Below are 18715 nucleotides of genomic sequence, written 5' to 3'. Positions count from 1 at the left end.
TTCCAGAATGTTGCTAATCAAAAAAACGCATAAATAGGGCGTTGATTCTTCGGTAAATTACTTTCTAAATTTCCGGATATTTAGAAAAAAATTTCCTGAAAGCATTTACATATTTGATGTGCTTTGGTAATCTAAGGTCAAGAAATCACTATAATCATGACCCAAAAGGAGTGAAGACGCAGATGGAGGGTATGCCGAAGTATGACGTTATCGTAATGGGTGGAGGCATTTCCGGGGCGATGGCCGCGGTTGCGGCAGCAAGCTCAGGAGCGAGAACACTGATTGTGGAGTCCCACGGATTTTTGGGAGGGACGCTTACAGCAAATGGTGTAGGGCCGATGATGACCTTTCATGCTGGCGAGAAGCTTGCTATTCAGGGATTTACAGATCAACTCATTGAGCGGTTGAAGAAATTAGGGAAATCGCCGGGACATATTTTTGATACCGTCGGTTTTACATATTCAGTGACACCGTTTGATGCCGAGGCGATGAAGCATGAGCTTGAGCTCATGGTGACAGAAAGCGGTGGAGAGATTCTATACCACACGATGCTCGCGGGTGTGAAGACAGAGAATGGGCGAATCGTAAGTATAACGGTGTGCAACAAGTCAGGGCTCAGTGAGATTAAAGGTTCTGTATTTATTGATGGCACGGGTGACGGTGATCTGTCTGTCTTAGCTGGAGCAGAGTTTACGAAGGGAAGAGAAACTGACGGGGCCATGCAGCCCATGACCTTGAAGATGAAAATGTACAACGTGGACATTCCGAAGGTGAAACAATATATCCATGCACATCCCGAGGATTTCCCACTCTATGACGGGGATACATCCATCATCGAGAAATCCCCGCGCCTTTCGGTTGGCGGATTCGACAGTTTGTTTAAGGAAGCAAAGGCCAAGGGTGAGATTTCGATTCCACGTGAGAACATTCTGTTCTTCGAGACCAATAATCCGGGTGAGGTCATCTTGAACACGACTCGTATCTTGGGGCATGATGCAACGGATGCAATGAGTCTGAGTCGAGCTGAAATGGTTGGTCGCAAACAATGCCGTGAGCTAGAGTTATTCGTACGAAAATATATTCCAGGTTTTGAACATGCAGTTGTAGAATCAACAGGGCCTAATATTGGAGTAAGGGGCTCTAGACAAATCAAAGGATTGTATACGCTTACAGCGGAGGACTTGCTTGAGCAGCGTCTGTTCGAGGATGCGATTGCGCATTCAGGATACCCCATTGACATTCATAGTCCGGATGGAGAAGGGACTAAGCATCAGAAGCTGGAGTGGGGTGGCATGTATAGCATTCCGTACTCCTGCATGATTACAAATTCGGTTAGGAATCTCATTGTGATTGGACGATGTATATCAGCGACATTTGAAGCGCAAGCGGCTATGCGTACAACACCGACAACAGGCGCAATTGGGCACGCGGGAGGTGTTGCGGCTGCAATAGCTGCGAAAGGGGGAATCGACGTCCAGGATATCAATATCAAGGAAGTACAGCATCTACTTAAAGAGCAGGGCGCTTATCTGGAAGTGTAAAAATTAGTAGTAACCATTGTGAGAGGGGAAATTAAAGTGACAACTTTAATGTGGTTTCAAGCCATCGGTATTTTACTCGTCTTCCTGATCTTTGTTGGATTAATGATGACTCGGAAGCTTCCAACGATTCTAGCTTTGCCTTTAATGGCTGTATTATTTGCAATTATTGCAGGTGTTCCTTGGATGTCCAGTGATCCTGAAACAGCGACCATCGCCAAGACCATTCTGTCAGCTGGCTCTATGAGGTTGTCTGGTGCTATTGCTGGTCTTGTGTTCGGTGCTTGGTTCGGGCAGATTCTAAATAAAGTTGGAATTACGAAATCGATCATACGAAAAGCGGCCGAATTGGCTGGTGACAAACCGGTGCTGATCGCTGTCTTATTCTTTGTTACAGCGTCGATTATTTTCTCCGCAGCCGGCGGACTTGGTATGGTCATCCTCGTAGGTACGATTGTCATTCCGATTATGCTTACCGCAGGAATTTCTCAATTCGTGGCTTCCATCGTTGTCGTCTCAGCGGTTGGTGTAGGCGCACTATTCAACGTCTCTAACTGGGCTGTATATGTGGACGTTCTTGGTCTTTCTGTTGCGGAAATTGCGGATTATACACTCGTAGCTGCTCTGCCGCTGATTGCCTTATCGCTTGCGATGATTATTTTCTATATCAAAAAAGACGGCAGAGGCCGTAAAGCATGGGCGATGCCTAATGCCACCGGGACGGATGGGAAGAAGGTTCCTGCCATAGCACTCATCAGTCCTCTCGTACCGGTTATTCTCGTTTTTGCTTTTAAACTGGATATTGTACCAGCCGTTGTGATCGGCGCCTTGGTTACAGTTCTGCTAACACTGCCAAAACGTCCGATACATGTACTTTCCAGTGCCCTGATTGAAGGGATTCAGGATATCGCGGGGGCGATGGCACTAATGATCGGTATCGGTATTCTCCTGAATTCCGTTATGGCGCCACAGGTGTCGTCACTGATCTCACCGCTGATTGAAGCGGTTCTGCCAACAAATCCGCTGATGTATATCATCTTCTTTACGCTATTGTCACCACTTGCTATTTATCGTGGACCTCTGAACGTATGGGGGCTTGGAAGTGGTATTGCTGCATTGTTCGTCACGGCGGGGATGACCCCGGTCGCTGCAATGCTAGCGCTTCGTGTTGTAAGTAACGTGCAAGCCGTATCGGATCCAACGAACTCACATAACGTATGGGTTGCCGATTTTACGAAGAGTGATATTAACGAAATTTTGAAGAAGACATTGCCTTGGATGATGGTTTCTGTACTTATTTCGATGCTGATCGGGGCCTTCATGGTCTTTTAATCGGGGTAGTTGAACTCGGGCGGGAAGTGGTATCTTATACTACGAATATCCCGCCTGTACCTTCAGGAGGAGAATGATGGAGAGAAGAAAAGTAAGGGTAGGGATTGATGTTGGAGGGACGTTTACAGACGCGGCTGTCATTGATAATGAAACTTACGAAGTCATAGAGAAGATGAAGATTCCTACGACCCACCACGATGAAGATGGTGTGGCAAAAGGGATTGTTCAGATTTTAAACAAAATTCTAGCAAGTCGAGGCATTCTACCGGATGATGTTACCTTTATTGCTCACGGAACAACACAAGCCACAAATGCTCTCCTTGAAGGTGACGTTGCATCTGTTGGTATTATCGGCATGGGTTCAGGTCTTGATGGTCTCAGTGCACGTTCCGAATCGAATCCAGGTGATATTGAACTTGCACCGGGAAAGTATTTGAAGACATTTCACACATATCTAGACTCTAAGGATTTAAGGGATCAGCAGATCGAGACGTCTATTGATGATCTTGTGAAGCAAGGTGCTGAAGTCATTGTAGCTTCGGAGGCCTATAGTGTAGATGATCCGACGAACGAGCTACGAGTGGTGGAGATTGCGAATCGCAAAGGTATTTATGCAACTGGTGGACATGAAATATCACAACTATATGGACTTAAGACGCGGACAAGAACCGCAGTCGTGAATGCATCACTCATCCCGAAAATGATGGAGACGGCTAATATGACGGAGAAGTCCGTCAAGAATGCCAATATCAAATCCCAGCTCATGATCATGCGTTGTGATGGTGGGGTTATGAGCATCGATGAAGTGCGCAAGCGGCCAATCTTAACGATGCTATCTGGTCTCGCAGCAGGCGTCGCTGGAGCATTGATGTATGAGAAAATCTCAGACGGCATTTTTTTCGAAGTTGGGGGTACGAGTGTCGATATATCTGTCATTAAGAATGGTAAAGTTATGATCAAGAATGCGCAGGTGGGAGGCCACCGAACATATCTTCAGTCACTTGATGTGCGCACACTTGGTATTGCAGGTGGAAGTATGATCAAGGTGGCTGGCGGTAAGATCACGGATGTTGGACCACGGAGCGCACATATTGCCGGTAAAGCATATGAGGCATTCGCGAAGACAGAAGATATTGTGAACCCCAAGGTGAAGTTTGTAAGTCCTAGACAGGGTGACCCGGCCGAGTACGTCATTCTTGAGAGTGAGAATGGAGAGGAGTATTCGTATACTTTAGCGGGAGCAGCGAACATCCTTGGGTATATTCCGGAAGGCGATTATGCTCAAGGCAATAAGGAGGCAGCTGTTAAGGCATGGGAAGCTCTTGCGGCGCATGTCGGACTAAGTGTGGAAGAGGCCGCTAGAGCAGTCATGAATATCGCGATTGACAAGACCATGAAGACGGTCAATGAAATGATTGAGGATTATGAACTGGACCGCTCGTTTGTCACCCTGGTAGGCGGAGGGGGAAGCGGGGCAGTTCTTGTACCAGCGATGGCAGAGCGAGAGAATCTAAAGAGCAAGATCGCGAACAATGCCCCATATGTGTCCACGATCGGTGTGGCTCTGGCGATGGTGAAGGAGCAGATGGAACGGACCGTTGTGAATCCGACAGAAGAGGACATTAAGCGGATACGTTCGGAAATTGTAGAACGGATCGTCAAATCAGGTGCCAGTGAAGAGACGGTTGAGGTTACGATTGAAATCGACAGTCAGAAAAATATTTTGCGAGCCGTAGCTACCGGCTCTACCGAGCTTCGTTCGAAGGATTTAGGACAAGAAGCGATGTCAGATCAAGAGATGGTAGCCATTGCTGCGAAGTCGGTGGATCAGCCGCTGGAATTAACAAAGCTTGCGGCAAGAAGCGGTCGCTGGAGTCTTTTTGCAAGTGAGCATGTGAAGAAATCATTCTTTGGGCTCATTAAGAAAAAGTCTAACAGTGTAAGTGTTCTGGATCGGGAAGGCGTTGTGCGCTTCAAGAAAGCGAATGTGCAGTATACGAAGCTGACCAAATCGCAGCACGGGGGTAGGCTTGGTGAGTTCCTGGATGATAATACGATATACTCGGATGCGAATGCGACCATTCCGAAGGTGTTTGTATTCTATAAAGAGAAGATGCTGGATCTAACAGGGATGCAGACGAAAGAGCAGTTGATGTCGATCTTAGAGATTGAGACGGAAATGATGCGCGCAGAAGATGAAATGATTGTTGTTGCGTATCAGTAGGAAGGAGCGAAGGCGGACCATGATCGCGACTCGTGAAGAAGTGCAGTCTTTATCAGACGAGACAATGGCTTGTGCAGAGCTTGAACAGGACCCTTTGTTTCATAAAATACCTACAGAACAAATCCCGTACTATGTTAGCACATCACTTGCAAGAGGCCGGGATACCGCATTCTCCTATATCGGAAGGGATATTCGAGAGTTGTGCCTAGAGGAAGGTCTGCACTATGAAATCACGAGTCGGTCCGGTACGTTCCATAAGGTTCAATTTCGCGCACAGATTGATTTTGCTAAGAATCCACCGGAAATTATCGTGTACGCCGAGTCTTTAGCCGGGATGAAACAATCCTATCAAGAGGTGGTTGGATCGGACGCAGAGGGGGCTGAGCTGGATCGCTTGATAGATATCCATCTGGCGCATGAATTCTATCACTATCTTGAATATAAATCAGGAAAATTCACCAATGAAGTGTTGGAGCCGATTGAAGTATTCACGCTTGGAAAATGGCTGAAGAAGCGTTCGACTGTGGTGAAGACCAGTGAGATTGCGGCACATGCCTTTTGCAAGGAACTTATGGGACTACCATGCTTACCGAATGTGCTTGATTACGTCTATCTAATGCAGAACAAGGCGCTTTCGAAGGCCCAATTCATGGAGCAGGTAAAGCGCTGGAAGTCTTGGATGTAAGCTTTATCAATACCTTACTTCAGTGTGATATAATGGGTTGTGCTAGTGTCCATTGGTAGATCAGGAGGAGGTATCATGTCTTCACAGGTTCCGGCTGTCATTGCAAAAATCGTATCGCAAACACAGAAATTAACATATGGGGAAAATCAAATTGCTAATTATGTTATCCATAACCCCGAATTTATTACGCGGAATACCATTACGGCTATCGCTAATGAGATTGGTGTGTCAGAGACAAGCATCAATCGTTTTTGTAAAAAGGTAGGGTTTAAGGGATTCAACGATTTCAAAATCGCCTTTGCACAAGATGCCTTCTATCGTGACATGCAGGCGAAGAAGAAAGAAAGACGAGAAATCAATGCCATTGATGCTCTCGCACTGGATTATAATGAACTGATCGTGAATACCTCGGCGCTGATCACGGAAGAACAGCTGCATGAAGTGGTCCATCTGCTGAAGGGTGCGAGAAGGATTGTGCTGATCGGATTGTTCGACTCCTTCTTGGCTGCCATTGCTTTAAAGAACCGGCTGGCGATCATCGGGATTATGTCTGAAGCAATCAGTGATAGTCGCGCGATGAAGATTGCGGCTTCTCAGTGTAACTCGGAGGATGTTGTAATCGCCTTCTCACGTTCAGGCTCTACGAAGGAAATTGTCGATGCAGTATCGATTGCTCAGGTGAATCAAGCGAAGACCATCGCAATCACTTGCTATGACTCGTCACCGATTACAGAGAATGCCGTTGTCGATATGATCGTGCCAGACAAAATCTCGGTCAGTAACAGTGCTCTCATGTCTAACCACATCACATTCTTGTTCGTCGTGGATCTGATAATGAATATATTCATATCCTCGGACAAGAAGTATTTGAAGAAGAAGCTCGATAGTGAAGCTATTCTGGCGAGTGATCAATCGATCACAAATTATTTTTTATAATGTATAAATAAGTGGTCCCTCCTAGGCATGATCAGAATGCTTGGTGAGGGACCACTTGTCTTTTTACTAGTTTTGTTACGAAATCTAAATCTCGTATCTATAAATAATCCCCAGGATCGATCAATGCCTCGATCCAAAGTCCGTTGAGAATAATCACGAGCCCCAACAAGGCATGAACACGCATCTTACTTAGCTTGGTTAATTCAAACACAAGTACGAGTAAGCCCAAGACCAGTGGGAATGTTAACTGTTGCAGCCAACCGTTCGAAGTGATCATATTAACCCACTGGGAGGCCCGCAAAGACAAGCCAATGGATAATATGAACAGTGGAACTCCTAGCTCAATATACATCCAGTTTACTTTGGGAGTCATTATGGTTCCTCCTTCGTTGTTCAGTTCACACCTTAATAAGGATTTATCGAAACACCATATATATTCGGTTTTATGAGCATTCCCAGACGTTCTGCGATGACACGTACAGGGACGAAAACAATATCATCATGAACAACAGGAACGGTATCCATCTTTATGATTTGACCATTCCATCTCATATCTGTGGATCCAACTTTCATGATCATAGATACTCCCTCATCCTTGATCGTAATGGTGTGAGACTTTTTATCGAAGTGTACTTTGGCTCCTAGTAGGTCGCTGACCACGTGAAGCGGGACGAACATTCTACCTTTGCGTTCAAATGGAGCGGCTGGAAGCTTTACGTATTTACCGAAAGCGTAAGCTTTCTTTGTCTTGGTTATTAGGAAAACATCCGGAAACGGATCAAATTCTGTATAACTAATTTGGGTCCCTTGTTGTTTTAACTGAGCTAAAATGGTGGCTGATGAGTTGTCTCTAACATCAATCATATTATAATGCAGCGTGACGGATTTTAATTGTTTCTTGTTCTCTAGACCTTGCATAGATACAAGGCGGTTGTCATTAAATTCGGCCTGCTTTAGATATTTCATGTGGGTTAATGGGGCGAGTGATTCAATCTGATTGTCACTTGCCTTGATGATCCGTAGTTCCTTCAGGCTTTCCAGTGGCTTCAAGGATTTCACTCGATTCTCCGCTAGGTTAAGAACCTGAAGCTGCTTCATGCCGGCAAGCGGTGTCAGATCCTCAACACGGTTGTACACCATCGATAGCTCCTGCAGCTTGCTCATTCCCTTCAGCGGCTTTAGGCTGGCTGCATTAAAATAATCGATATTCAGCTTGCGAAGATTAGTTAATGTGCTTAAAGGTTGTAGATTTCCATTACCGGAACCACCTAAGATTAATTCCTGCAATCCGGTAAGCTGACTTAACGGCGAGATATCCTCCATAGCATTCATTTCCAAGTTTAATGTTTTCAGCTTATTTAAATTCTGCAAAGGGGCTAGTCCGCTCTTTCCTTGATTCAGTTGATTCCAAGACAGATTAAGCTGCTCTAGCTTAGTTAAATTCTGAAGGGGGGCCAGATTCTGAATGGCGTTGGAACTCACATTGAGTGAGTTAAGTTCAGTTACGCCTTCTAATCCCCGAAGAGATTCTAAGGAAACACCACGGAGTGTTAATTGTTTTAGATTTTTCAAATCTTTAAGCTCGGACAGATCCTTAATCGTATGCAAGACGGTTGCTTGTTTGTGTATTGTCTGGATACGGAGAGATTTCAGATTGCGAAGCTGAGAAAGTCCCTTTAGATTTTTAATTCCGACTCGGTGAGTGCTGGCGCCGGGCTTCTTCAGTTTACTTACGAGCATGGTATGAACCTCGTTTGTATCCAGAACGGTGATCTTATCGACATCCGACTGTGTGATAGTACCTGTTGGTTTTTTGACGTAGTGCCGGATAATCATCTCAAGTACGGGATCAGGGAAAGATACTCCTGCGGATGCACCAGCTTTTGCAGAAAAAACGGAGTTTGGTATAAGGACTAGGACGAGGAGTAGAAGTAGTGACGTAAGGCTTATTTTTTTCATAAAATCGTCTCCTTCTTTATTGCATCAGATGAATCAATTCAAAGCGCCTAATAATATAACGTTCTCTTTTACAAAATGTTGCTATAAAGGTATTACATGTATTGAAAACTGTGAGAATAGGAACGTTGTGTGACGATGTCTGTTTTGAGGGTTTAGCATTTTTATTGGCAGATTTTTTTGTGATACACTTGTTAATAAATTGTAGTTATAAGAAATGTCAGCAAGGGAGCGGATAGAGTGGCATTTGTATCGATAAAAAATGAATACAAGCGCTATCAGATGGGGGAGACCACCATCGTGGCGAATGATGGCATTGATTTTGATATTGAAAAAGGTGAGTTCGCCATTATAGTAGGTCCCAGCGGTGCAGGGAAATCAACCGTTTTGAACATTTTAGGCGGTATGGATACGGCGGACGAAGGACAAGTTCTTGTAGATGGGACGGATATTGCTAAATTCAATAACAAAGAGCTTACTGGATACCGCCGGACGGATGTCGGATTTGTATTTCAGTTCTATAATCTAGTGCCCAATTTAACAACGATTGAAAATGTAGAGCTGGCATCGCAAATTTCTCCTCGAGCTCTAGATGCAGAGAAGGTACTTCGAGATGTGGGTCTAGGTGAACGATTGAACAACTTCCCAGCTCAGCTCTCCGGTGGTGAACAGCAGCGAGTAGCGATAGCGAGAGCACTTGCGAAGCAGCCAAAACTGCTCTTATGTGATGAGCCAACAGGCGCACTCGACTATAATACGGGCAAGCAGGTGCTGAAGCTCCTTCAGGATACATGCAGGAATACCGGAACAACCGTAATCGTCATTACACACAACTCGGCAATCGCGCCTATGGCTGACCGGGTTATCGAGATTAATAACGCCAAGGTCCGGAAAGTCGTGCAAAACCCAAATCCGGTCTCTGTCGATAGCATCGAATGGTAAGGGGTTAATATTTTGAAGAAAAAGGCCTTATGGAGTGATATTTTCCGGGAAATATGGCGGACCAAGGCGCGGTTTCTGTCCATTTTTGCCATCATCATGTTGGGGGTTGGGTTTTTTGCGGGGATCAAGGCTACGGGTCCTGACATGTTGAATACCGCAGACCACTATTACAAGGAACTTCGATTAATGGATCTCAAAGTTCAATCGACCTTGGGTTTGAGACAAAAGGATATTGAAACGATTAAAAAGGTCCCAGATGTTTTAGATGTACAGCCAGCTTATAGCTCGGACGTGTTTCTGGGGGATACCGGACTCATTGCCAAAGTTCTCTCCTATCATAAGGATAACCAACTGAACCAATATAAGCTTACGTCAGGCAGATTACCACAGTCTTCTGGGGAGATTGCCATTGATGATAATGGCGAGATGGGGAGCAAATATAAGCTTGGAGACACAATTACCTTTACGAATCCAGACTCAGAGGCTTTAAAAGATACGTTCAAGAAGGTTAGTTACAAGGTCGTTGGAACTGTGAAAAGCCCGATGTTCATTAGTAATCTGGGGCGGGGAAGCAGCAGTATTGGTAAGGGGACGGCCGATGTATTTGTGGTTGTTCCACAGGAGGATTTTAATCTAGAAGTATATACGGAAGCCTATTTAAGCTTTAAAGATACGGCGTCGCTAGCGCCATATACTGCAGAGTATGATGATCGTATTGAACAACATAAGGAGCAGGTAGAGCAGGCGCTTAAACTTCAACCGGAGGAGCGGTTGAAAGAGATTCAGAAGGAAGGTCAAGCTAAGCTGGATGATGCCCGGCTTAAGATTGTTGAAGCAAAACAAGAGTTAGCCGAAGCTCAGCAAGAGCTTGCAGATGCTAAGGTAATCTTGGACGATGGACGACGCAGTTATCAGCAAGGCGTGGACAAGCTTCAGTCGGAGCTTGCGAATGGACAGCGGAAGTTAGATTCGGCCGAAAGAGAGCTTGAGCGCGGAAAGGCTGAGTTGGAGCGTAACCGAACACGCTTAAGCGAAGGTCAGGCTCAGCTAAAGGCAGGTCAAGCAGAGCTGGACGGGCAGAAGAAAGCTTTAGAGCCGAAGCTGGCTCAAGGACAAGAACTAGTGAAATCGCTGAAGCAGATTGCGAAGCTGCCGCCAGGAGCTATCCCGCAGGAGCAGAAATCGCAGCTGATTAGCGCAGCGGGAGCAGCAGATAAGGGATTAGGACAGGTGGTTTCGGGTTATCTAAATGGTTCTGTGGATACTTCGGTATTAAAGGGTGCTGTGAGCTCTTTCGAACAGGGACTAAGTAAGGCTTCGGCGACACTTATTTCCGCACAGAAGGAGCTGGATGCGAAGAAACAGCAACTACAAGAAGGTCAGACTCAGCTTCTTGCTGGTGAAAGCAAGTTGATACAAGGACAAAATGAGCTGGATAAGGGGAAATCCGTGCTTGCTGAGGCAAGACAGAAAGGCGAAGCTGAACTTGCATCTGCTAAGGCGAAGCTGGAAGAAGGCCAGGCTGAATACGATAAGGGCCTAGCTACTTATAATGAAGAGAAGAAGAAGGCGGACCGGAAAATCGCTGATGCGGAGAAGGATATCGCTAACGGAGAGAAAGAATTGGATGAGCTTGAACTGCCGAAGACGTATGTTCTGGATCGCAGTATCAATCCGGGATATACCGAATTCAGTGATAATGCGGATCGCCTGGCATCCATTGCAACTGCGTTTCCCGTTTTCTTTTTCCTCATTGCTGCCTTGGTCAGTCTGACCACGATGACACGGATGGTTGAAGAACAGCGACTCCAGATCGGAACCTTAAAAGCACTTGGGTACAGCAACGGGGATATTATGAAGAAGTTTCTGGTATACGCAACACTCGCAAGTGTCACGGCTTCGGCAGCAGGCCTGGCTGTAGGATATACACTATTCCCCAATATTATCTTCGATGCATACGGTTCGCTGTATAATCTACCTAGCATTAGAATCAGCTTCTATCTAAGCTATAGTGTGATATCGATTGTAGTTGCACTCTTATGTACTACAATGACTGCGTTCATTGCGTCAAGGGTAGAACTACGAAGCAATGCTTCCGTGCTTATGCGGCCAAGGGCGCCTAAGAGTGGACAACGTATTTTACTTGAAAGGGTAAGCTTTATCTGGAAGCGGCTTGGATTTACGGGGAAGGTTACCGCGAGAAATTTGTTCCGTTATAAACAACGGATGTTTATGACGGTGTGTGGCGTTGCAGGATGTACTGCACTGATCCTTACAGGATTCGGTTTAAAGGATTCGATCGGGGATATCGCTCCTATGCAATTCGGCAAGATTATGAAATATAATGCATTGATTGCTTTTCACGACGATAACAGCGAACAGATCAAGAAGGATTACGATACATTGATTGCGAATACGTCGGGGCTTACAGGTGTACTGAATGTAACACAGGATGCAGTAACGGCAGTTGCAAAAGGAAAGAATAATCAGGATGTGAACCTATTCGTTCCTGAGTCATCGGATGAGCTGAGTAATTTTGTGGTGCTCAATGATCGGAAGACCGATAATCGTATTCCGCTTACGGATCAAGGTGCTGTCATGACTGAGAAGCTGGCAAGACTTTTCGGTGTAGGGATCGGTGACACTCTAACGATTCAGAATAACGATAATGATACTTTTGAAATTAAGATCGCAGGCATTACCGAGAACTATACGATGCATTATCTGTACATGACACCAGCTTATTATGAATCCATCTTCGGCAAGCAGCCGGAAGTTAACACACAGCTTCTCAAATACAAAGATACAAGTTCACAATGGGAGGATACCTTCGGTGAACAGCTGACGAATAACAAACGGGTTGCGATGGTAAGCTTCACGAGCGGAGTGAGTACCGCTTTCGATGATACAATGGGAAGTATGAATGTCGTTGTTGTCGTGCTCATTGTTTCTGCAGCAGCGCTGGCGTTTGTTGTATTGTACAATCTGACCAATATCAATGTGTCGGAGCGGATCAGAGAGCTGTCTACGATTAAAGTACTCGGCTTTTACGACAAGGAAGTCACGATGTACATTTACAGGGAAAATATGATCTTGACTATCCTAGGGATTATCGTTGGTAATTTCCTAGGGATTTGGCTGCACGGGTTCGTGCTTCAAACCGCAGAAGTGGATGCGATGATGTTCAGTCAGAATATCAAGTGGATGAGCTACGGATATGCGGCGTTGTTAACCTTGCTGTTCTCCGGTATTGTGATGCTGTCCATGCATTTCAAGCTGAAGCGGATCGATATGATTGAGGCGTTGAAGTCTGTGGAGTAGGTAGTGATAGAGAAGCATTTCTTATGAATCGTATAAAAAGATATAAGTTTAACAACAAAGGGCCCCGTATGATGTGCGGGGCCCTTTGTTTATGTAATTAACTGACGGAATGCTCGATTCAAAATATGCGACATCTGCATCATGTCTTTTTTGTTGCTATAAATGCCGTGTGTCACCATTTCTCTTTCGGTCTGCTGCTTGAACTCCAGGAACATATTTTGAGCTTGGATTAAGGTGTCCATAGTCCCTGCCTGATCGCGATTGTCATCGGATTTAAGATAATGAATCAGATTAATATTCTTAACGATGCTAAGTGCCACAGCCTCTTGGGGGATCTGGCTCAGCATTTTGCCCACAGCACCACCAGCAACGGTACCAAGCACGCTGCTCCCGCCAACAAGTACCGTCATGCCGCCCATCATGCCGAGTCCACCTGCTGCAATGGAGCCGCCACCAAGCATAGCCAATCTTGCGGAAGTGGCCGCTGCACCAGATAGGCCCAGTATTCCTCCAACGGCGGGGGCAATAACAGGAAGGGCGAGTACCGTGGCAACCGATCCGATCCCCACAAGACCAGTGATGCCCCATTTCGGCAGTTTTCCACCTTCATCTTTAATGTCTTTGAAGAATTTTTCAGTATTCTTATAAATTTTCTTCCCCCAGGGACCGAATCCACACATGAGTGAGATTTTATCGATATGGGCTTCAAAATAGGTTTCTTCCAAGGCATTGTTGAAGGGTTCCATATCATAATAGATCGGAGTATGGATAACTTCCTGCATAATGAGAAATAACTGTACACGTCCATCGGACGTTTCATTACATTGGCTAATCAATCGATCGATTGGGGTGTTTCTGAGATTTTCCGGTAGTACGAGCAGGTACTTTGCTTCCCAGTAAGCTTTCCATTCCTCTTTCTTACGGATCCGCTCCATAACTTTGGAGGCAGCATGATCTTTATGAGCTTTGTTAAGCGAGTGAATAAATCCGCTCTTTTGTGCGATATTTTGCTGCTTCTCTTCAATTAGTCTCAAGGTATGATGTTCATACGACAGATCTTCTTCGATTCGGAAAAGCACCAGCTTCTGGATTAGGGTGTATCCTTCTTCATTTAATGTAAACGTCTGTAGTAGATTCATTGCATCCTCTTCTTTCTACATTGCTATATATTATATCGAGAAAAGTGTGATAATAATTTAGCGAGAAACGGTTCCAAATTCCTTTTTTAAACGATCTTGTTGAAAAAATACGTTATAATATACATATATATCAATGAACGTTATCATTTGTTGGCCTTCGCATAACGTGCAGTTGCGACATCAGGGCCCGGAAGTCGGAGGAATGTGAATGGGAATTGTTTTTACTTTTTTGAAAAAGTATCGGGTAGCTGCACTCGCGGCGCTTGCCATGATGCTGATTGAACTGTCACTGGAATTAGTTCAACCGCTCATCATGTCCAAGATCATTGATGACGGAATTCAGCATCATGATCTATCGGTTGTATGGATGTGGGGAGGTATACTGACCGCCAGCTCCCTTGTTGCTTTTGCAGCCGGGATAGCTAGCTCATTCTTCGCAGCGCATACAAGCCAAGGCCTTGGGTATGATCTGCGGGACAAGTTGTACGACAAAGTGCAATCGTTTTCTTACTCGGTGTTTAATCGGTTTGCAACATCTTCATTGATCACGAGATTGACAGGAGATGTGACGCAAATTCAGGACACCGTATTCATGGGATTGCGGTTTATGACGCGGGTTCCGCTTGTTGTATCGGGAAGTATTATCATGGCCCTAGTTGTTAATGTGAAGCTTGGACTCTGGCTGGTATTAACTGTACCGGCATTATTTATTTTTATAGCTTGGATTATGAAAAAAGCCGCAACTTCTTTCCGCCAAGTGCAGCAGCAGCTTGATTCGGTGAATGGTGTCATTCAGGAAAACTTAACGGGTATTCGGTTGATCCGTGTATTTGTACGCATGGGCCATGAGATCGAGAGATTCGCTCGAACCTCCGGTAAACTTATGAAGAATACGGTATCTACGCTACGTATGACGGAACGAACGATGCCTTTTATTCTGATTGTGATGAATGCAGCGATTCTGGCGGTTTTATGGTTCGGTCGTCATGATATCGCTACGGGTAGTGGCGCTTCGATGGGGGAAGTAGTTGCGGTCCTTAACTATACCCTGCGCTGTATCGGTGCGATGTCCGCGTTGTCAGGTCTAGTTATGGTATTATCTAGAGCTCGTGCGTCAGCGCAGCGGGTTGAGGAAGTATTGAATACGGAGAATGATGCTTATGAAGCGCAATCAACTTCCGGAAGCAAAACCCTGAAAGGCGCCGTTGAGTTTGAGGAGGTTAATTTCAGCTATCCAGGCAGTGATATTGCTGTTCTGTCGGATATATCATTCGCAGCTCGTCCTGGAGAGCGCATAGCAATCATGGGTGCTACGGGTTCAGGTAAATCTTCATTGGTTCAGCTCATTCCCCGCTTGTATGAAGAGAATTCGGGTGAAATCCTCGTGGACGGAGTGAAGGCCAGTAAGATGGATCCCGAGCATTTACGGAGAAATATCGGTTATGTTCCACAGGAAGTGTTACTGTTCTCGGGTACGGTGCGTGACAATATCGCTTGGGGGCAAGAACAGGCAACGATGGATGAGATCAAGGAAGCAGCTAGAAGAGCACAAATTCATGAAACCATTGAAAGCCTGCCTAACGGTTACGATACAATGCTCGGACAGCGTGGTGTGAATCTGTCTGGTGGTCAGAAGCAGCGGTTATCTATTGCAAGGGCGCTTGTACGTAAACCTGCGATCTTGATACTGGACGATAGCACGAGTGCGCTGGATGTTCGGACTGAGGCTGCGCTGCTAGATGCACTGAAGGATCTATCTTGTACAACATTTTTGATTACACAGAAGATTAGCTCCACGACATCGGCGGATCTTATCCTGCTACTTGACGATGGCCGTTTGATTGAAAAGGGAGATCATGAGGCTTTAATGGAAAGCTCCTCACTGTATCGCCGTATTTATGAATCACAGTATGGGGAGGAGGCGCAGCATGTTCAAAGCACTCATTGAACCGTTCCGTCACCCTAAGCCAAAGTTTGAACTAGGAAAGGGCAAAGGCATATTTAGTCGTAAATCAAATGTTAAGGCAAAGAATTGGTCGGCTACACTTCAACGAATTTGGTCGTATTTGGCACGTAGAAAGGGCAAGTTATCCCTTGTCTTGTTTATGGTCATGCTAAGCTCGGGTTTAGCGCTGCTTGGCCCGTATTTGCTTGGAATTGCAGTAGATGACTTTTTGGAGACTGCAAGTATATCCGGTGGTACCGGTGGATCAGCATGGATCTATTTCTTAATTGGCTTGGCTGTTGTGTACATTCTTCAAGCACTGACCACATGGCTACATAATGTATGGATGATCGGTATTGCTCAAGAGACTGTATATCGAATGCGGATGGACTTGTTCACACACTTACACCGATTACCGATTCCATTCTATGGTAAAAGGCAGCAAGGTGAGATCATGAGCCGACTAACGAACGATATTGAGAATGTAAGTTCAACGTTAAACAGTTCGGCCATTCAGATTTTTTCCAGTGTTCTAACGCTCGTAGGGACATTGTCGGTGATGTTATGGCTTAGTCCACTTCTAACACTCCTGACATTCATAGTGGTTCCTCTTATGGCACTTGGTATGCGTTGGATTACCCGGCGCACAGGTCCGCTATTTAAAGAGCGGCAACGAAATCTTGGGGAACTTAATGGATACATTGAAGAAACGCTCTCCGGTCAGCGCATTATTAAGGCATTCTCTCAAGAGGATCGGGTCATTCGCGAGTTCGGTGAGCGTAATGCTAAGATTCGCTTGTCCGGCTTCTGGGCACAGACGATATCAGGATTTATACCGAAGCTGATGAACGGTCTTAACAACTTGAGCTTTGCAATTGTTGCCGGCATCGGTGGAGTTATGGTCATCAAGGGATATATTTCGATAGGCGTTATTGTGATTTTTGAAAGTTATGCAAGACAGTTCACTCGTCCGCTGAACGATCTGGCGAATCAGTGGAACACACTTCTCTCTGCTATTGCTGGTGCGGAGCGCGTGTTTGAGGTGCTGGATGAAGAAGTGGAAGCAAAGGATGAAGGCGCAGCAGTTAAACTGCAACAAGTCGAAGGGGCGGTAACCTTCAAGGACGTATCCTTTGCATATGAACAAGATGGTGATACGCTAGAAGGCATCAGTTTTGAAGCCAAGCCAGGTGAGATGATTGCTCTAGTCGGCCCAACCGGGGCTGGTAAGACAACGCTCATTCAGCTGCTGTCCCGCTTTTACGATCCGAATGGCGGCACGATTACACTGGATGGCCGGGATATTACAACGATTCAACGGGAGAGCCTGCGTAGTCATATGGCATTTGTGCTTCAGGATTCATTCCTGTTCGAAGGAACCATAAGGGAGAATATCAGGTTCGGCCGTCTGGATGCAAGCGACGAAGAAGTTGAGGAAGCAGCGAAGCTAGCGAATGCCCATTCCTTTATCATGCGACTGAATGACGGTTACGATAAGGTACTGAAGCAGGGCGGAAGCGGGATCAGTCAAGGACAGAAGCAGTTGCTTGCTATTGCCCGGGCAATTCTTGCGAATCCTGCGATGCTGGTGCTGGATGAAGCGACAAGCAGTATAGATACCGTAACTGAGATTAAAATTCAAGAAGGACTACAGCGCCTGATGAAGGGGCGTACCAGCTTTGTAATAGCGCACCGCTTGAATACGATTCGGCAGGCTGACCGCATCCTGGTTTTGAAGGATGGCCGTCTTCTAGAGCAGGGCTCACATGATGAGCTGCTTGAAGAAGGAGGATTCTACAGTGATTTGTACCATGGGCAGTTAAAGCGAGCGGCATTGTAGAAAACGTTTGGAGGTAATATCGTTGTTACTTTTCTTTTGATATATATCATCAATCTAATAATGAAGACTAAATTAGGAGCTGATATATATGATGGTATACAAGAATTCACTGGATGGTATTACAGAGGATATGTTAAAAGGTTTTTTTGTGGATTGGCCGAGTCCACCTAGTCCACAGACTCACTTCAAGCTACTGAAGAACAGCAGTAAAGTAATCTTGGCATTTGATGATCATATAAATCAAGTCATTGGATTTATTACAGCGATCAGTGATGGAGTATTATCTGCCTACATTCCGCTTCTTGAAGTTCTACCAGAATACCAAAACCAAGGTATAGGCAAGGAATTGGTTAATCGGATGGTCCAAGAATTGGATCACATCTATATGATTGATTTATGTTGCGACGATGATTTAGTTCCTTATTATGAGCAAGCCGGAATGTCGAAGACAAATGGTATGATATTAAGGAATTATAAAAGGCAATCTGGAAGTTTTTGAGGTGTGTTAAATGGAGGAAGATGTTATGCAGCAATTGAAATCACTTGAGGATATTCAACAGGTAATAGCGGAACAACAACTTGTACTACTAGTGATTAAGACTGGACAATGTGGTGTATGTGAATCGGTTCAGGCCAAGGTGTCAACTATGCTAAAACCACGTTCTGACGTGACGGGTATATATGCATACATGGAAGATGCTCCTGACGTAGCATCGGCTTACTTGGCGTTCTCTGCACCGACGGTGCTGGTGTTTTTTGAAGGTAAGGAAGTATTCCGCATTGCCCGTTTTGTACGCTTTGACGAGCTAGACCATGTATTGTCGCAGTATGAGGAAGTACTCAAGGAGCAAAGCTAA

General features: G+C 45.4%; 14 protein-coding genes. 11 read left to right on the top strand and 3 right to left on the bottom strand.

Annotated elements, in window-relative coordinates; genetic code table 11:
• The first annotated feature begins 182 nt into the window (after window positions 1-182).
• From AC3WJJ_RS22025 to AC3WJJ_RS22005, 5 genes are all read left to right on the top strand, one after another.
• A complete protein-coding gene (locus AC3WJJ_RS22025) occupies window positions 183-1541 on the top strand; it encodes an FAD-dependent oxidoreductase (RefSeq protein WP_492543784.1) in 1359 nt (452 codons plus the stop codon).
• A 36-nt stretch (window positions 1542-1577) separates the two neighbouring features.
• Window positions 1578-2870 carry a citrate transporter gene (locus tag AC3WJJ_RS22020; RefSeq protein ID WP_492543782.1) on the top strand — a complete coding sequence of 431 codons (1293 nt, stop codon included), beginning with the start codon at window positions 1578-1580 and terminating at the stop codon, window positions 2868-2870.
• A 76-nt stretch (window positions 2871-2946) separates the two neighbouring features.
• The gene (locus AC3WJJ_RS22015) at window positions 2947-5094 is read left to right on the top strand and encodes a hydantoinase/oxoprolinase family protein (protein WP_492543780.1); all 2148 of its coding nucleotides are present in this window, start codon (window positions 2947-2949) and stop codon (window positions 5092-5094) included.
• Window positions 5095-5113: 19 nt separating this feature from the next.
• Window positions 5114-5779, top strand: coding sequence for a hypothetical protein (locus tag AC3WJJ_RS22010; protein ID WP_492543778.1), 666 nt, complete (start codon window positions 5114-5116; stop codon window positions 5777-5779).
• Between the two features lie 75 nt (window positions 5780-5854).
• Entirely contained in the window at window positions 5855-6715 is an 861-nt protein-coding gene (locus AC3WJJ_RS22005) for a MurR/RpiR family transcriptional regulator (RefSeq protein WP_492543776.1), read from the top strand.
• Between the two features lie 97 nt (window positions 6716-6812).
• Here AC3WJJ_RS22005 and AC3WJJ_RS22000 read toward each other — a convergent pair whose 3' ends face one another.
• Window positions 6813-7088: a hypothetical protein gene (locus AC3WJJ_RS22000; protein ID WP_492543774.1), complete on the bottom strand. Its 276-nt coding sequence runs from the start codon at window positions 7086-7088 to the stop codon at window positions 6813-6815.
• A 32-nt stretch (window positions 7089-7120) separates the two neighbouring features.
• The gene (locus tag AC3WJJ_RS21995) at window positions 7121-8674 is read right to left on the bottom strand and encodes a leucine-rich repeat domain-containing protein (protein ID WP_492543772.1); all 1554 of its coding nucleotides are present in this window, start codon (window positions 8672-8674) and stop codon (window positions 7121-7123) included.
• A 279-nt stretch (window positions 8675-8953) separates the two neighbouring features.
• On the opposite strand from AC3WJJ_RS21995, the gene AC3WJJ_RS21990 reads away from it, so the two are divergent.
• Together AC3WJJ_RS21990 and AC3WJJ_RS21985 are read left to right on the top strand one after the other, a co-directional pair.
• Entirely contained in the window at window positions 8954-9613 is a 660-nt protein-coding gene (locus AC3WJJ_RS21990) for an ABC transporter ATP-binding protein (protein ID WP_422661386.1), read from the top strand.
• Window positions 9614-9625: 12 nt separating this feature from the next.
• On the top strand, window positions 9626-12934 hold the full coding sequence (locus AC3WJJ_RS21985; RefSeq protein WP_492543770.1) for an FtsX-like permease family protein: 3309 nt from the start codon (window positions 9626-9628) through the stop codon (window positions 12932-12934).
• Between the two features lie 89 nt (window positions 12935-13023).
• Here AC3WJJ_RS21985 and AC3WJJ_RS21980 read toward each other — a convergent pair whose 3' ends face one another.
• On the bottom strand, window positions 13024-14073 hold the full coding sequence (locus AC3WJJ_RS21980) for a hypothetical protein (RefSeq protein ID WP_492543768.1): 1050 nt from the start codon (window positions 14071-14073) through the stop codon (window positions 13024-13026).
• Between the two features lie 208 nt (window positions 14074-14281).
• On the opposite strand from AC3WJJ_RS21980, the gene AC3WJJ_RS21975 reads away from it, so the two are divergent.
• From AC3WJJ_RS21975 to AC3WJJ_RS21960, 4 genes are all read left to right on the top strand, one after another.
• Window positions 14282-16021 (top strand): ABC transporter ATP-binding protein, encoded by a 1740-nt coding sequence (locus AC3WJJ_RS21975; protein ID WP_492543766.1) that lies wholly within the window; start codon window positions 14282-14284, stop codon window positions 16019-16021.
• Window positions 16002-17858: an ABC transporter ATP-binding protein gene (locus AC3WJJ_RS21970; protein WP_492543764.1), complete on the top strand. Its 1857-nt coding sequence runs from the start codon at window positions 16002-16004 to the stop codon at window positions 17856-17858. The genes AC3WJJ_RS21975 and AC3WJJ_RS21970 overlap by 20 nt, the downstream gene beginning before the upstream one ends.
• Window positions 17859-17949: 91 nt before the next feature.
• Entirely contained in the window at window positions 17950-18357 is a 408-nt protein-coding gene (locus tag AC3WJJ_RS21965) for a GNAT family N-acetyltransferase (protein ID WP_492544051.1), read from the top strand.
• Window positions 18358-18382: 25 nt separating this feature from the next.
• Window positions 18383-18715, top strand: coding sequence for a thioredoxin family protein (locus AC3WJJ_RS21960; RefSeq protein ID WP_492543762.1), 333 nt, complete (start codon window positions 18383-18385; stop codon window positions 18713-18715).

The sequence above is a fragment of the Paenibacillus sp. FW507-14B1B genome, from assembly GCF_058781425.1.
This window is presented reverse-complemented; position numbering and strand designations above follow the sequence as displayed.

Bases quoted from the DNA above. Each gene is read 5' to 3' on its own strand.
- AC3WJJ_RS22025 (WP_492543784.1), top strand. From the start codon at position 183: ATGGAGGGTATGCCGAAGTATGACGTTATCGTAATGGGTGGAGGCATT.
- AC3WJJ_RS22015 (WP_492543780.1), top strand. From the start codon at position 2,947: ATGGAGAGAAGAAAAGTAAGGGTAGGGATTGATGTTGGAGGGACGTTT.
- AC3WJJ_RS22010 (WP_492543778.1), top strand. From the start codon at position 5,114: ATGATCGCGACTCGTGAAGAAGTGCAGTCTTTATCAGACGAGACAATG.
- AC3WJJ_RS22005 (WP_492543776.1), top strand. From the start codon at position 5,855: ATGTCTTCACAGGTTCCGGCTGTCATTGCAAAAATCGTATCGCAAACA.
- AC3WJJ_RS22000 (WP_492543774.1), bottom strand. From the start codon at position 7,088: ATGACTCCCAAAGTAAACTGGATGTATATTGAGCTAGGAGTTCCACTG.
- AC3WJJ_RS21995 (WP_492543772.1), bottom strand. From the start codon at position 8,674: ATGAAAAAAATAAGCCTTACGTCACTACTTCTACTCCTCGTCCTAGTC.
- AC3WJJ_RS21990 (WP_422661386.1), top strand. From the start codon at position 8,954: ATGGGGGAGACCACCATCGTGGCGAATGATGGCATTGATTTTGATATT.
- AC3WJJ_RS21980 (WP_492543768.1), bottom strand. From the start codon at position 14,073: ATGAATCTACTACAGACGTTTACATTAAATGAAGAAGGATACACCCTA.
- AC3WJJ_RS21975 (WP_492543766.1), top strand. From the start codon at position 14,282: ATGGGAATTGTTTTTACTTTTTTGAAAAAGTATCGGGTAGCTGCACTC.
- AC3WJJ_RS21970 (WP_492543764.1), top strand. From the start codon at position 16,002: ATGTTCAAAGCACTCATTGAACCGTTCCGTCACCCTAAGCCAAAGTTT.
- AC3WJJ_RS21965 (WP_492544051.1), top strand. From the start codon at position 17,950: ATGGTATACAAGAATTCACTGGATGGTATTACAGAGGATATGTTAAAA.
- AC3WJJ_RS21960 (WP_492543762.1), top strand. From the start codon at position 18,383: ATGCAGCAATTGAAATCACTTGAGGATATTCAACAGGTAATAGCGGAA.